This window comes from Lentzea sp. NPDC005914 (assembly GCF_040629405.1).
In the GTDB taxonomy this organism is placed as follows: Bacteria; Actinomycetota; Actinomycetes; order Mycobacteriales; family Pseudonocardiaceae; genus Lentzea.
Genome location: NZ_JBEXVQ010000039.1, coordinates 78,416 through 92,680, shown reverse-complemented (window position 1 = coordinate 92,680; position 14,265 = coordinate 78,416). Strand labels below are relative to the sequence as shown.

Genomic DNA, 14,265 nt, shown 5'->3' with positions numbered 1-14,265 from the left:
CGATCAGGCACGACTCGTGACGGGACCCCACCCGAAGCGCACGGGACAAGCAGCTCGCCTTCGGCGTCGCCATTGCCTCGGCTTCGCCATCGGGTGCATTGGGTGGGCTGCCCGGTGCGCGCGCTGCGGCCTGGCTGGGGTGGCGCTGGTTAGAGCTTGGTCATTGGGACGCTGCCTATCAGCATCAGGCGGACTGTGCCGGAGCCGCCGAAGTCGATGGTGGCGGTGGCCCTCAGGCCCGCGCCGTCTACTGCTACTACTCGGCCCAGGCCGTACTTGTCGTGGGTTACGCGGTCGCCCACTTCCAGCTTCATGGCTGGGGCGTCCTTCCAGCCCGCTTTGCCTGGGGCTGGGCGGGTCAGGCCTCGGGAGGCTATGCCGCCTGAGGCTGAGCGGCCCCAGGTTGTGGCGGCTGCTGGGGCCGAGCGGGACGGCTCTACTCGGCGCCAGTCGAGGAGGTCTTGGGGGATTTCGCTCAGGAAGCGGGAGGCCGGGTTGGCTGAGGGCTGGCCCCAGGCTGAGCGGACCAGGGCTCGTGAGAGGTAGAGGCGGCGTTGGGCTCGGGTGATGCCCACGTAGGCGAGGCGGCGTTCTTCGGCCAACTCGGCTGGGTCGCCCAGGGCTCGCATGTGGGGGAAGACGCCGTCTTCCCAGCCCGTGGAGAAGACGACCGGGTATTCGAGGCCCTTGGCCGTGTGGATGGTCATCAGGGTCACCACGCCGTCGGACTCTGCGTCCGGGATCGAGTCGGCGTCGGCTACCAGGGAGACGCGTTCCAGGAAGGCCGGGAGGGAGGGGATGGGGTCGGCGCCTTCTGGGAGTTCCAGTTCGGTGAACTCGCGGGCGACGGTGACCAGCTCGTTCAGGTTTTCGACCCTGGTGTGGTCCTGTGGGTCTTCGCTGGCTTCCAGTTCGGTGCGGTAGCCGGTCTTTTCCAGGACGGCTTCCAGGATGTCGGCCACGTCGTCCTCGCGCTCGACCATCTCGCCGAGTTGGTCCATCAGTTCGACGAAACCGGCGATTGCGTTGCGGGAGCGCGGGTTCAGCATCGGGACGCGGTCGTGCACGGCTTCGCGGAGGGCTGCGGCGAAGCTGATGCGTTCGCGTTCGGCGTAGGCCGAGACGCAGGCTTCGGCTCGGTCGCCGATGCCTCGCTTGGGGACGTTGAGGATTCGGCGGAGGGAGACCGTGTCGTCCGGGTTGGCCAGGGTGCGGAGGTAGGCCAGGGCGTCGCGGACTTCTCGGCGCTCGTAGAAGCGGACGCCGCCGACGACCCGGTACGGAAGGCCCAGGCGGATGAAGATTTCCTCGAAGACGCGCGACTGGTTGTTGGTGCGGTAGAAGACGGCGATCTCGCTGTTGTTGACCTCTCCGCCGTCCACCAGGCGGTCGATCTCGTTGGCCACGAAGGCGGCCTCGTCGTGTTCGTTGTCGGCCACGTAGCCGACGATCTTCTCGCCCTCGCCCAGGTCGGACCAAAGGGACTTGTCGCGACGGTTGGGGTTGCGGGAGATGACCGCGTTGGCCGCCGTGAGGATGTTCTGGGTGGAGCGGTAGTTCTGCTCCAGCAGGATCGTGGTGGCGTCCGGGTAGTCGCGCTCGAACTCCACGATGTTGCGGATCGTGGCGCCGCGGAAGGCGTAGATGGACTGGTCGGCGTCGCCCACCACGCACAGTTCTGCCGGCGGGAGCTCGCCGCCTGCCTTGCCGACCAGTTCGCGGACCAGGGTGTACTGGGCGTGGTTGGTGTCCTGGTACTCGTCGACCAGGACGTGGCGGAAGCGGCGGCGGTAGTGCTCGGCCACGTCCGGGAACGTCTGGAGGAGCTCGACCGTGCGCATGATGAGGTCGTCGAAGTCGAGGGAGTTCGACTCGCCCAGGCGGCGCTGGTAGACCGTGTAGACCTCGGCCACTCGGCGTTCCAGGTCGTTGGTGGCCTGGGCGGTGGCGGTCTCCGGATCGATGAGCTCGTTCTTGAGGTTCGAGATGTGCACGGCGAGGGTGCGGGCCGCGTACTTCTTCGGGTCTAGATCGAGGTCTCGGGCCACGAGCGTGATGAGGCGCCGCGTGTCGTCGCTGTCGTAGATCGAGAAGTTCGACGACATGCCCAGGGTCTTGGCCTCGCGGCGCATGACGCGGACGCACATCGAGTGGAACGTCGACACCCACATCGAGCGGGCGCGGGCGCCCACCATGTCGGCGACGCGCTCCTTCATCTCCGCGGCGGCCTTGTTCGTGAACGTGATGGCCATGATCTGGCCGGGGTGCACGTCGCGTTCCGCGAGCAGGTAGGCGATCCGCCTGGTGAGGACGCGCGTCTTGCCGGAGCCGGCGCCGGCCACCACGAGCAGCGGTGAACCGGCGTGCTCGACGGCACGGCGCTGCGCGGGGTTCAGGTCGTCGAGCAGGTGGCCCGCGCGGGAAACGGGGGGACTTGAGGGCAAGTCGAACAAGGCGCTCATCGTTCATTCACGGTACCGGGCGGCACCGACAAAACCGGTACCGCCCGACCATGTGTTCGATGAGCGTGTTCGATCGGGGTGTCCTGATCGGGCGTCCCACCTGGTGAGCGCCCCCACCGCAACGACTTGGCGACCACCCGAGGTTCTGTGCAACACTGAATCCATGCGCGCGACGTTCTTCGAGTTTTTCTACGGGATCCGGACTCCGGCTCCCGTGGTCGCCTAGCGCTGAACAAGCCACCACGAAGCCCCGGAGTCCTCGGACCCCGGGGCTTCGTTCGCTTCCGGGCCAGGACTCGCAGAGTCGAGAGGTCACCACGATGGACACCAGCACTGAGCCCGACATCAACGAGCTGCGCCAGGAGATCGACCACCTGGACGCGGAGATACTGCGCCTCGTGCAACGCCGCGTCGAGGTCTCCAAGATCATCGGAGCCGCACGCATGGCCGCCGGTGGCACGAAGATCGTGCACAACCGCGAGATCGACGTGCTCAACCGCTACAAGCCGCTCGGCTCCGAGGGCAAGGACCTCGCGATGATCCTGCTCAAGATGGGCCGCGGCCCGCTCGGCAGGTAGACCGAGCCCGGCCCGGCGTCACAGGACGCCGGGCCAAAAAGGCTTCAGGGCGGCCAGAACGTGCTCGAAGTCCGCGTCCACGAGCTGGGAGTCGTCCGGCACGTAGGCCAGCGGATCTTCCAGCAACGGTTCCGGCAGCCGCAGCAAGCCCTCCACCAGCGAGTGCAGGCACAGCGCGGAGTACCCGCGCAGGTAGCCGCCCTCCTGGGTGAGCACGACCCGAGTTCCGAACGACGCCACCCGGCGCCCGATCTCGCGGTAACCCGATGCGGTGATGTTGTGGCGGCCGTTGGGGTCGAACGCGGATCCGTCGAACCCGGACGCGCACATCAGCAGGTCCGGTGCGAACTCACGCAGCAGTGGGAAAGCGATCTCGTCGAGCGCGCGCAAGTACGCCGTGTCACCCGCACCCAGTGACAGCTCGATGTTCACGTTCCGGCCGTCAGCGCCTACCTCCGACGGCGCGCCCGTCTGAGGGTGGTTGGGTCCCCACGAGCCGTGCCGCATGTGCACCGAGATGGTCAGCACGTCCGCACGGTCGTGGAACACCTCCTGCGTGCCGTTGCCGTGGTGCACGTCCCAGTCCAGCACGGCGACCCGCATCCCTTGGCGCCGCGCGGTTTCCGCCACCAGCGCCGCGTTGTTCACGAAGCAGTAGCCGTCGGCCATGTCCGGCTGCGCGTGGTGACCGGGCGGCCGGACGAGCGCGTAGGCCAGCGGTGCGCCGGACTCCAGTGCTGCCAGCGACGTTCCCGCCGCCGCACACACCGCACGCCACGTTTCTGGTCCCACGATCGTGTTCACTTCCAGCGCCACACGCTCGGTGACACGCAACGAGTCGAGGTACCCCGCCGTGTGCACGCGCAGAAGCTCGTCAACGGACGCGTGCCGCCCCTCGTTCCACGTCAGGTGGGAAGCCACCGGACCGTGCCTCAGCGCGTGCCGGAACGTGCGCAGCCGCGCGGCGTTCTCCGGGTGCGGTTCGGCGACGTCCAGCCACGGCCAGGAGCCCGGCAGCTCCCACAGGCCCTCACCGGCGTCGTGCTCGAGGCAGTCGTCGTGCCAGAACATGTCCACCCGAATCGGATATCAGGGCGATCACGGATGGTCCACCGGAAAAATCTGGAGGCACACTGGAGGCATGGGCCTCATCGCCGCACTGATCGCCATCGCCGGCCTGCTCGCCGCCTTGGCGCACGACGCATACCTCGGCTTGCTCGGCTCGGCCGCCAACAAGAAGGGCCTCGCCGGAGCACCTGTCTCGCAGTTCGTCCGCAGCCGCTGGAAGACCGCGATCATCACGACGCTGGGCGCGGTGATCGGTCTGCTGATCACCAACGGCGAGTCGCTGAGCGCCGACGTGATCGGCGCGATCATCGCGGGCGGCAGCGGTCTGGCCGCCCTCAACGGCGTGCAGAAGACGCACAAGCAGTTGAACAGCGGTCAAGCGCAACTCCCTCCCCGCTAGGAAAACCACACGATCGTGTGTCACTCGTCCTGAACACCCCCTTTTGGTTGGTTCGGTACGTCTGAACGGCCCTACTCTGATTGCGTCGCAGAGGGGTGTCGGGGATGGACGAACTGACGGGCAAACATCGTCTCAACGACGGTGTCGCGGAGCCTGAGCACACGCAGCCGCGCCCCGTCGTCGGTGGCGACCGCATCCCGCTGCCCCGCCGCCGCCAGATCGACCCGCTGCAGGACACCGACGGGCTGCGGAAGTTCAACATCGGCCTGGTGCCCGCCTCGGTCACGCCGCCGCGCACGTGGAAGCGCGCGGCCTGGTTCGCCGTCGTCTCGTCGGTGCTCGTGCTGGTCGGGCTGAGCGTCGCCGCGGCCAAGCTGGTCGGCGGTGGCGGCGCGGTCGAGACGGTCGGCCTGCCCGGCTACCCGTCGGACGTGCCGCAGATCGCCACGCTGCCCACCGCGGGCACGAGCCCCTCGGCCACGGGCACCAAGCCGTCCGCCGCGAACACCGGCAGGGGCGCCGCGGTGCCGGGTACCGGATCCAGCGCTCCGGCCAGCGGCCAGGGTCCGGCCACCAGCACCAAGCCGTCCGGGCTCGCGCCGCCCGTCATCACGACGGTGCCGGTCGCCCAGGCGCCGGTCGTCGACGGTTCCAAGATCGCCCAGCAGACCGAGCACTTCTACCGCGAGATGGCGACGAACGCGGACACCGCGCTCGCCATGACCACGGACACCGTGCGCTCGAACGCCGGCGCGCTGCTGGAGGGCCGGCTCGCCGACATCTCGCTGATCGAGGTCAAGGAGATCGCCGTCGACCCGAGCAAGGGCCTCACCGTCAGCCTGCTGCAGGTGACGAAGAAGGACGGCTCGGTCAGCACCGAGAAGCGCGAGCTGAGCTTCACGCTCGGCGACCTGCCGCTGATCAACGGCGAACGGTTGAAGCTCGGCGGCTGAGGTGGCTAAAGGTCACCGCCCGAGTTACCGAAAGTAATACGTAGCACCATCGAGCGAATCCCGAGCACCGCTGAACGCCACGGACGGATGAAGTCCATCCAGATGCTGGCGTCGTCACGCGTGGCCACGGTACGTCTTCTGGTGACCACGGACAGTACGGAGGACGAGACCAGTGCAGCGTCCCGCGACGACCGGCCGGAGGCACACCCGCGCCGGATCGATCAGCGTGGCCGAGCTGATCAACCAGCAGCCGAGCCCGATGCGCATCCCGTCGAACGAGGAAGCCGCCACCGACGCTCTCGTCACATCACTGCTCGGTCCCACCGAGAACATGACCGCGACCACGGCGGTGATCCCGGTCGTCTCCGGCCGCCGCCGGCGCAACCGCAAGAGCCGCGTCGCCAAGGCCGCGGGCCTGCTGACCGGCGCGATCGTGCTGGTCAGCGCCGTCGCGGGCGCCGCGATCCTCGCGGGCAAGCGGCCCGCGAACACCGGCATCCCGGTCACCGAACGTCCCGTCGCGCTGTCCGGCTCGAGCGCGTTGCGGCCCGACGTCCTGTCGGCCCAACTGCCGAACGAGCACACGCCGCTGCAGACCGCCGCGGACACCCCGCTGCCGCAGCCGCCCGCACTGCTCCTGGAGACGCCCGAACCGACCACACCCGAGGTCTCGGTCGGCCCTCAGCCGCAGGTGGACGTGGTGCGGAGGTTCTACGAGCTGCTCACGACCAAGCCCAACGCGGCGACCAAGCTGCTGTCGCCGGACCTCGTCGGCGCCAACCCCAAGGAGTTCGTCGAGTCCTGGGGGATGATCAAGACCGTCAACGTCGACCAGACGTCGGTCCGGCCGGACGGCTCGGTGCTCGCGGTCGTCTCGATGCAGGAGCTCGACGGCAGCTGGCTGCGCATCGAACAGCTCTTCTGGCTCACCGACACGACCCAGCCGCGGATCGTCGGCACCGAGGTCCTTTCGGCGCAGAGGAGTTAGGCCGCACCCAACTGGCCTCGCCGTTCGCAGTCGAACGGTGACCGCTCGTCGCGAAAACCGGGTTTCGACCGTGAAAATTCCCCCGAAGGGGTTACATCTCGGGTCACGATTCGGTATCCATGTTCCCGCCAGTGCGCGAACGCGAACTTGGAAGGGTGAACGAGCGGTGTCGATTGAGGACCATCGTCGGCGGCTGAACGGTTCGGCTGAATCGACCGGCCAGCTGTCCGTCGCCGAACTGATCGCCCGCCGCGAGGCGGAGACCGTCGAGATCCCGGTGATCACCGACGACATCACCCCTGAGGCGTTCGAGCCGACGATCAAGTTCAAGTCGGTGAGGGCACCGGGCAGCAAGCCCAAGAAGCAGCCCATGAAGGAGCTGCACATCACGGAGCTGTTGCGCCGTGAAGGCCGTGCCGACGACACGCAGCGCGGCGGGTTCACCGTCGGCAAGCTCGCCGTCGCGGCCAGCGGTGGCGTGGTCCTGTGCGGTTCCGTGGCCTTCGCGGCCTCCTCGTGGCTGTCCCCGACCGACGAGCGCCCGCTCGCCGAGGTGCGGTTCGACGAGCGCGCCCAGGCCCGTGGCGCGAGCGCCGGCACCGAGGGCGTCGTGAAGCTGCCGTCGAACAAGACGCAGCAGGAAGACGCCACCGAGACCCCGTCGGCCGACCCGACGACGGAGCAGGCCAAGACGCGCGTCGCCCCGTACGTCCAGACCCAGCAGCCGCAGAAGCCGGCGCAGCAGACGCCGACCCAGCAGCCGACGCAGCAGCCCACCTCCACGACGCAGGCGCCGACCACGACCACGCCGTCGTCGGAGACCAGCCAGCCGAGCACGCCGCCGTCGAGCGAGACGCCTCCTCCGCCGCCGAGCTCGTCCGCGAACCCGCCGAGCAGCAGCACCCCGCCGGCCTCGAACCCGCTGCCCACGCCGTCCAACCCGGTCGACGTCAGCGTGGACCTCGGGCTCCTCGACCCGGTGCTCAACACCGTGGGCGACACCGTCGGAGGGTTCGACTTCTTCGCACCCGTGAAGTGACGCACAACCCGGTAGCTCAGCAGCCGCCCACGACAGGGGTACCCTGTGCGGGCATTCCGGACGACCGCTGACTACCGCACGAGGAGCACGAGCGTGGGATCTGCTGCCGCAGCCGCAGTTCCGCTGTGTTGCACCCCCGAGGTGGTCTTGTGACGACGTCCGACACCTCGGACGGCCGTCTGATCGCCGACCGCTACCGCTTTCTCGACCGCATCGGCTCCGGCGCGATGGGCATCGTCTGGCGTGCCCACGACGAACGGCTGGGCCGCGAAGTAGCGATCAAGCAGCTGCTCCTGGCCCCTGGCCTGGACGAAGCCGAGCAGGACGAGGCAATCCAGCGCGCCATGCGCGAGGGCCGCATCGCCGCCAAGCTGCACCACCCGAACGCCATCGCCGTGTACGACGTCGTCGAGGAAGACGGCGTCCCGTGCCTGGTCATGGAGTACCTGCCGTCCTACAGCCTCGCCGACGCGCTGGCCGAGGGCGGGCCGATGGACCCGATCGAGGTCGCCAGCATCGGCGCCCAGTGCGCGGCGGCATTGGCCGCGGCCCACGCGGCGGGCATCGTGCACCGCGACATCAAGCCCGGCAACGTGCTGATCGCCGAGAACGGCGTCGTCAAGATCACCGACTTCGGCATCTCGCGGGCGTCCGACGACATCACGGTCACCAAGACCGGCCTGATCGCCGGCACTCCCGCCTACCTCGCGCCGGAGATCGCGCGGGGCCAGGACCCGACGCCGGCCTCCGACGTCTACTCGCTCGGTTCGACGCTGTTCGCCGCGATGGAGGGCGAACCGCCCTACGGAGTGAGCGAGAACACTCTCGGTGTTCTGCACGCCGTCGCGGCCGGGCGAATCAACCCGCCGACCGTCGACCACCCGCTCGCCGACACGCTGCTCTACCTGCTGAACTACGAGCAGGACGACCGGCCGACGATGACGCAGGCGCGCGAGTTGCTGACGGCGGTCGCGAACGGGCGCGCGCCGTCTTTCAGCGGCCTGCCCGCTGTCGCCGGACCAGATCCGACGACAATGATCGAGCCGGACCGGACGCGCGTGGTTCGTCCGGTGGCGCGGACCACCGCACCTCCTCGCACGGCGCCGCCGATGGCGCCCGTGGGCAAGCAGCAGGACAACCGGCCGTTGGTGATCGCGGCGGTGGTTCTGGCCTTGCTGCTGGTCATCGGTGGTCTGATGGTCGCGCTGGGCGTGTTCAACAAGGACAAGGAGCCGTCGTCGGTACCGCCGGTGACGTCCTCTTCAGTGGTTCAGCCGACCACCTCGACCACCGAGGTGACGACGACCACGCCCGAGGCAACGACAACGCGCGAAACGACGTCTAGCACTACGACGACTACAACTACGACCACCACAACGACGACAACTACGACGCCGCCACCGACGACGACCACAACGAAGCCTCCGTCGTCGCCGCCACCGAGCTCGGTAGTGACGACGAGCTGACCGGGCTAAGCGCAGTTACGTCGTAGAAATCTCGTAAGGTGGGTACCCGCACCGTTGGGTGATCTGAACCCGAAGGTGTGACGAGCCGTTGAACAGAGAGCTAAGTGACCGCACAGCGGGGAGCAACTGTGACCGACGATGGCCGATTGGTCGCTGGTCGCTACCGATTGAGCCAGCGGATCGGTAGTGGCGCCATGGGCGTCGTCTGGACCGCACACGACGAACGACTGCACCGCACCGTCGCGGTCAAGCAACTTCTCCTGCAGCCCGGACTCGCCGAAGCCGACACGGACGAGGCGAAGAGACGTGCCATGCGCGAGGGCCGCATCGCCGCGCGCCTTCAGCACCCGCACGCGGTCGCCGTCTACGACGTGGCCGAGGACGACAGCCAGCCGTGGCTGATCATGGAGTACCTGCCGTCCAAGAGCCTGTCCGCGGTGCTCTCCGAACGCGGCACGCTCCCGCCGCGCGACGTGGCGTCGATCGGCATGCAGGTCGCCTCGGCGCTGGCCGCCGCGCACAACGCCGGCATCGTGCACCGCGACATCAAGCCGGGCAACATCCTTCTCGGCGACGACGGCACGGTCAAGATCACCGACTTCGGCATCTCCCGCGCGACCGGTGACGTCACCGTGACCGCGACGGGCATGCTCGCCGGCACCCCCGCCTACCTCGCTCCCGAGGTCGCCAAGGGGTACGACCCCGGTTCGCCGTCCGACGTGTTCTCCCTCGGCTCGACGCTGTACGCCGCGATCGAGGGCACGCCGCCGTTCGGCCTGAGCGAGAACACCATCGCGCTGCTGCACAAGGTGGCGTCCGGCAAGGTCGACCCGCCGCGCAACGCCGGTCCGATGACCGCGCTGCTGATGCGCCTGCTGCGAGCCGAGCCCGAAGACCGCCCGACCATGGCCGAGGCCCGCGACGCGCTCGCCGCCGTCGCGAACGGCCAGGCCGCCGCGGCCTTCACGCCCGCCGTGGTGGCCCCGACGCACCCGCCGTCGTGGCGCGGTGCCCCGATTCAGCAGCCGCAGCAGCAGGCCGCCACGCGGGCCCTCACGCCCCAGCAGCCGCCGCACCCGTCCGCCACCCGCGTCGACCTGCACACGCCCCCGCGCGCCGTGCCGACGCAGCAGCAGCCGCCGTCGAACCACCGGCCGGCCGCCGCGCCCCAGTACTCGCAGCGGCCGAAGCCGTCGGCGCTGCCGTTGTCGTCGAAGAGCAAGAAGTCGACCGTCTACACCGCGCTCGCCATCGTGGCGGCGGCGGTGATCGGCATCATGTTCGCGAGCATCATCTCGAACAAGGACGACAAGGGCGGCAGCAACAACAACGCGGGCGGCAACACGCAGGTCCAGCAGACCGAGGGCAGCACGAAGTCGTCGACGCCGCAGAAGTCGGCCGGCAAGGCCGGTCAGTGGACGAGCCAGCCCACCCCCGACGACATGCGCAGCTTTCTGAACGACTACTTCGGCATGGCGCCCACGAATCCCGAAGAAGCCTGGAAGATGGGCAACGCCAATTTCCAGGGCAGCTACCCCGGCGGTTACGGCGGATTCCAGACCGTCTGGTCGGACGTCAAGCAGGCCAAGATCGTCAACGCGAACGAGGTCTCGGAGTACTACTGGGAAGTGACCGTCGAGTACACGAAGAAGACCGGCGGCAAGGTCACCGAGAAGCGCGGTATCTCGTTCCAGTGGGCCAGCCCGAACTTCCTGCTGCACACCGACAAGTCACTCGGCCCGGCCGCCGGATAGCTGGCTAGGAGGCCTTCGCGGCCTTCTCCAGCGCTTCCGCCAGGGCCAGCACGGCGGGATTCCACGAGGCCTCCTCGCGGTAGACGACGTGAATGTGCCGCACCAGTTCGGGATTGCGCACCTTGCGGAGAACAACGCCGGGGTGTGTATATCCGAGCCCGAGCCGGGGAATGACCGTGACGCCGAGCCCGGCTGCCACGAATCCCTGCGCGGTGGCGTAGTCGTCGCTTTCCACGGCGACCTTCGGTGAGAACCCGGCGCCCGCGCACGCGTTCTTCACGAGGTTCGAGCACGGGCCGGCGGCACTGCAGTCCGAGTCGATCCAGGGTTCGTCACTCAGCTCGGCGAGCTCGATCACGCGCTTGCGGGACAGGGCGTGACCGCGCGGCAGGACAGCGAAGAACGGGTCGGCGAGCAGGTGCCGCGCGACCATGCCCAGGGGCGCGGGCTCGTCGGGCTCCAGGACGGTGATCGCGACGTCGGCGCGGCCCGCGGCCAGTTCCTCGAACGGATCCTTGGGCTCGGTGAGCTTCAGGTCGAGCTCGACACCGGCGCGTTCGGCGCGGAAGGTGGCGACGGCGGGCGGCACGAGAGCAGCGCCGGCCGTGGCGAAGTAGCGGACGCGCAGAATGCCCGCGCAGCCGTTGCGCAACGCCGCGAGGGCGCTCTCGGCCTCGGCGAGCTGGTCGGCGAGGCGGCCGGCGTGCTCGGTGAGCAGCCGTCCGGCGGCGGTCGGCCGGATGCCCCTGCCGACGCGCTCCAGCAACGGCAGACCTGCCTGCTTCTCCAGGCCCGCGACCTGCTGCGAGATGGCGGACGGGGTGTAGCCGAGGTTCGTCGCGGCCGCGGTGATGGAACCGGTGGTCACGACCGCCCTGAGCACCTGCATGCGTCGCACGTCCAGCATGCTCTGACTGTACAGCGCTGCTTAACGGTTGTGCACAACAATTAAATTGTAATTACGGGTTCGAGCACGCATGGTTGACGTGTGAACCAACGCGGAACGTTGATCAGGATGGGTGTGCTCGCCCTGCTGTGGGGATCAAGCTTCCTGTGGATGAAGCTCGCGCTCGGGAGCCTCGCTCCCCTGCAGATCTCGCTCGTGCGGACGTTCTTCGGGGCGCTCGTGCTGTTCGTGGTGCTCGCCACGGCGAGGATGTCGCTGCCCCGCGGCCGCAAGATCTGGGGTCACATGCTGTTCGTGGCCACGTTCGGCAGTGCGATCCCGTTCACGCTCTTCGCGTTCGGCGGCCAGACCGTCGACTCCGGTGTCTCCGGGGTGCTCAACTCCACGACGCCGCTGTTCGCCCTGACCATCGGGCTCGTGCTGGGCACCGAGAAGATCAGCAACATCGTGCGCATGCTCGGCCTCGGACTCGGCTTCGCGGGCGTGCTGCTGATCTTCGCGCCGTGGCAGCAGGCCAACAGCATCGCCAGCTGGGGCGCGGTGCTGTGCCTCCTGGGCGCCGCGAGCTACGCCATCGGCTACACCTACGCGGGCCGCTACCTGGTCAACACCGGCGCGACCTCCACGCAGCTCGCCGCCATGCAGCTGACCACCGCGATGGGCCTGCTGATCCTGGCCACGCCGTTCGGCGGCCTGCAGCCACTGCACCTGCACTGGGTCGGCGTCGCCGCCGTGATCGTGCTGGGCGTCTTCGGCACCGGCGTCGCGTTCATCCTCAACTACCGCGTCATCGCAGACGAGGGCGCCACCACCGCAACTACGGTTGGTTACCTGCTGCCTGTGGTTTCGGTACTCCTTGGAGCGATCTTTCTCGGGGAGCAACTCAACGCAAGGGTCGTCGCCGGCATGCTCGTGGTGCTCCTGGGCGTCGCACTGACCCGGAAGCAGCCCGTCCCGGCAGGTCAGAACGTCTCACCAAACGAGACACGCGACCTGGTCAAACGCTGAACGGTGAGACGCACGTCTCCCCCAATAGGATGGTTCCGAGACGAATCGCGTCCTTAACAGGCTGGTTGGCCGTCTCCTCTTTGTGAGCGGACATGGAGACCAGCCTGGGAAGGACATCGACATGAACAACGAGAACCTGAAGGTCACCACCCGGACGACTTTCCAACTGCTGGCACCCGGCGCGGCTCCCGCGCCGGTCGAGGCAGAACTCGTATACGACCCGGAGGACCCCTACGCGGTCGCCGTCGTGTTCCACACCGGCACCGGCCGCGTGGAGTGGATGTTCGCCCGGGACCTGCTCGCCGACGGCCTGCTGACGCCGTCCGGTGAGGGCGACATCCTGGTGCGTCCCGCGTCCGACGACCCGGAGCGCGTCCTGGTCGAGCTGAACGCGCCGACCGGGTTCGCCATCCTCAGCGCGGTCGCCGAGGACGTGGCGGCGTTCCTGGACAGCTCCTACGACGTCGTCCAGCCGGGCGAGGAGGACCTGTGGATCGACTTCGAGCGCGAGCTGCAGAAGCTCGTGTCGACGATCGACTAGTCGCTCGCGTGTCTCAGGTGGTCTGACGGGCGCGGGCCGAGGTGCCGGCGTTGTGCGGCAGCTCGTCACCGGAGACCACGCGCGGTGTTCGTCGTCGTGGGCAGCGACGACGAGAGAACCGCGGAAACGATGTTCGGCTCACCAGGCACGTGTCCCCACCGGTCTGGTGCCGATCAGAGGGACACATGCGGTGTTCGACGTCGCGGGCAGCGACGACAGGACGCTCGCTACTCGGTCACTTTGGGGTGTGCACCGGCGTAGTCGACCCACACTGCGCGTTTCTCGACGTCGAGCAGGTACCAGAGGCGGTCGCCGCCGGTGACCTCGATCTGCCAACGCGGCATGACCCGCCCGCTACGAACGGCGGTAGCCAACCGACCGCCAAGCGGATGATGACGACCTGTCGGGTTTCCAGCCCCTGGCCTGTGACGCATGGTCTCCCAGGCGGCGCGCAGGTTGTTCGCGGCCCGGTTCTCGAGCTCTTGCCACCCACCCACGGCGTCGGTGACGCCGTAACGGACGTGCCACTCCTCGCCAATCGTCGGCGGAGCGACTGGATCGTTCTTCTTCGGGCTCACTGGGTGGACACCCCCGGCTCGCGAACTTCACCGAAGTCCTCATCGTCGTCATCGGACTGTTCGCGAGTGAGGATCTCGACCAGGCGTGGGTCAGCCCAGACCTCGGCCGTGTGCTTCCACTGCGTGATCAGCTGGATGACGGGTGCCGGAGTGCCGAGAGAGTTCGCGGCGTTGAGCGTCTCGACGATCTCGACGGCGAACAACTCCTTGTCGTCATCTGGCAGGAATCTCACCCAGGGGAACACCGAGGGCATCAGTTCGGCGATCAAGCGACTTGCCTCCTTGCTGTGCTGGAGCAGCGCCACGAACAACGCGGTGGTGAACGAGACGACCTCGCGCACCTCCTGCGCCCTGCCGGCCGTCGTCAGCACCAGGTCCTCCTCGTCGCCACGACGGCGCACGAGCAGGGTCTGATCAGGCGCGGCCTGCAGTTTGCGCACGGAGTCGGCCGGCTTGTTGGACAGCTCGCTGAAATTGATCTCAGACGCTGCGGTGGACATAGTTGCAAGGTAGTTTAAAAGTC

Annotated in this window: 13 protein-coding genes and 1 pseudogene; 9 read left to right on the top strand and 5 right to left on the bottom strand. The window is 68.2% G+C overall.

All coding sequences use genetic code 11. The features are described from left to right. Positions 1 to 149: 149 nt before the first annotated feature. A complete protein-coding gene (pcrA, locus tag ABZ345_RS38815; protein WP_359859943.1) occupies positions 150 to 2,462 on the bottom strand; it encodes a DNA helicase PcrA in 2,313 nt (770 codons plus the stop codon). Positions 2,463 to 2,755: 293 nt separating this feature from the next. Here pcrA and ABZ345_RS38810 point away from each other — a divergent pair. Then, positions 2,756 to 3,040: pseudogene (locus tag ABZ345_RS38810) on the top strand (chorismate mutase); the annotation flags it as partial. An 18-nt stretch (positions 3,041 to 3,058) separates the two neighbouring features. Here ABZ345_RS38810 and ABZ345_RS38805 read toward each other — a convergent pair. Further along, positions 3,059 to 4,111: a histone deacetylase gene (locus tag ABZ345_RS38805; RefSeq protein WP_359859945.1), complete on the bottom strand. Its 1,053-nt coding sequence runs from the start codon at positions 4,109 to 4,111 to the stop codon at positions 3,059 to 3,061. A gap of 70 nt (positions 4,112 to 4,181) precedes the next feature. Here ABZ345_RS38805 and ABZ345_RS38800 point away from each other — a divergent pair, with 70 nt between their 5' ends. From ABZ345_RS38800 to ABZ345_RS38775, 6 genes are all read left to right on the top strand, one after another. Beyond that, positions 4,182 to 4,508 carry a hypothetical protein gene (locus ABZ345_RS38800; protein WP_359859941.1) on the top strand — a complete coding sequence of 109 codons (327 nt, stop codon included), beginning with the start codon at positions 4,182 to 4,184 and terminating at the stop codon, positions 4,506 to 4,508. Between the two features lie 104 nt (positions 4,509 to 4,612). Beyond that, a complete protein-coding gene (locus tag ABZ345_RS38795) occupies positions 4,613 to 5,461 on the top strand; it encodes a hypothetical protein (protein ID WP_359859939.1) in 849 nt (282 codons plus the stop codon). Between the two features lie 172 nt (positions 5,462 to 5,633). Then, positions 5,634 to 6,449: a hypothetical protein gene (locus tag ABZ345_RS38790; RefSeq protein ID WP_359859937.1), complete on the top strand. Its 816-nt coding sequence runs from the start codon at positions 5,634 to 5,636 to the stop codon at positions 6,447 to 6,449. A gap of 166 nt (positions 6,450 to 6,615) precedes the next feature. Continuing rightward, the gene (locus ABZ345_RS38785; protein WP_359859935.1) at positions 6,616 to 7,488 is read left to right on the top strand and encodes a hypothetical protein; all 873 of its coding nucleotides are present in this window, start codon (positions 6,616 to 6,618) and stop codon (positions 7,486 to 7,488) included. A gap of 149 nt (positions 7,489 to 7,637) precedes the next feature. Beyond that, positions 7,638 to 8,954, top strand: coding sequence for a serine/threonine-protein kinase (locus tag ABZ345_RS38780; RefSeq protein WP_359859933.1), 1,317 nt, complete (start codon positions 7,638 to 7,640; stop codon positions 8,952 to 8,954). A gap of 104 nt (positions 8,955 to 9,058) precedes the next feature. After that, positions 9,059 to 10,708 carry a serine/threonine-protein kinase gene (locus ABZ345_RS38775; protein WP_359859931.1) on the top strand — a complete coding sequence of 550 codons (1,650 nt, stop codon included), beginning with the start codon at positions 9,059 to 9,061 and terminating at the stop codon, positions 10,706 to 10,708. Positions 10,709 to 10,712: 4 nt separating this feature from the next. Here ABZ345_RS38775 and ABZ345_RS38770 read toward each other — a convergent pair whose 3' ends face one another. Continuing rightward, positions 10,713 to 11,615 (bottom strand): LysR family transcriptional regulator, encoded by a 903-nt coding sequence (locus tag ABZ345_RS38770; protein ID WP_359859929.1) that lies wholly within the window; start codon positions 11,613 to 11,615, stop codon positions 10,713 to 10,715. An 81-nt stretch (positions 11,616 to 11,696) separates the two neighbouring features. Here ABZ345_RS38770 and ABZ345_RS38765 point away from each other — a divergent pair, with 81 nt between their 5' ends. Together ABZ345_RS38765 and ABZ345_RS38760 are read left to right on the top strand one after the other, a co-directional pair. Then, positions 11,697 to 12,623 (top strand): DMT family transporter, encoded by a 927-nt coding sequence (locus tag ABZ345_RS38765; protein WP_359859927.1) that lies wholly within the window; start codon positions 11,697 to 11,699, stop codon positions 12,621 to 12,623. Between the two features lie 121 nt (positions 12,624 to 12,744). Then, complete coding sequence (locus ABZ345_RS38760; protein ID WP_045309898.1) at positions 12,745 to 13,164, top strand: SsgA family sporulation/cell division regulator; 420 nt, start codon at positions 12,745 to 12,747, stop codon at positions 13,162 to 13,164. A gap of 227 nt (positions 13,165 to 13,391) precedes the next feature. Here the strand turns inward: ABZ345_RS38760 and ABZ345_RS38755 are convergent, their stop codons facing one another. After that, the gene (locus ABZ345_RS38755) at positions 13,392 to 13,742 is read right to left on the bottom strand and encodes a hypothetical protein (RefSeq protein ID WP_359859926.1); all 351 of its coding nucleotides are present in this window, start codon (positions 13,740 to 13,742) and stop codon (positions 13,392 to 13,394) included. Next, positions 13,739 to 14,242 (bottom strand): hypothetical protein, encoded by a 504-nt coding sequence (locus ABZ345_RS38750; RefSeq protein ID WP_359859924.1) that lies wholly within the window; start codon positions 14,240 to 14,242, stop codon positions 13,739 to 13,741. Before ABZ345_RS38750 ends, ABZ345_RS38755 begins: the two co-directional genes overlap by 4 nt. Positions 14,243 to 14,265: the final 23 nt, after the last annotated feature.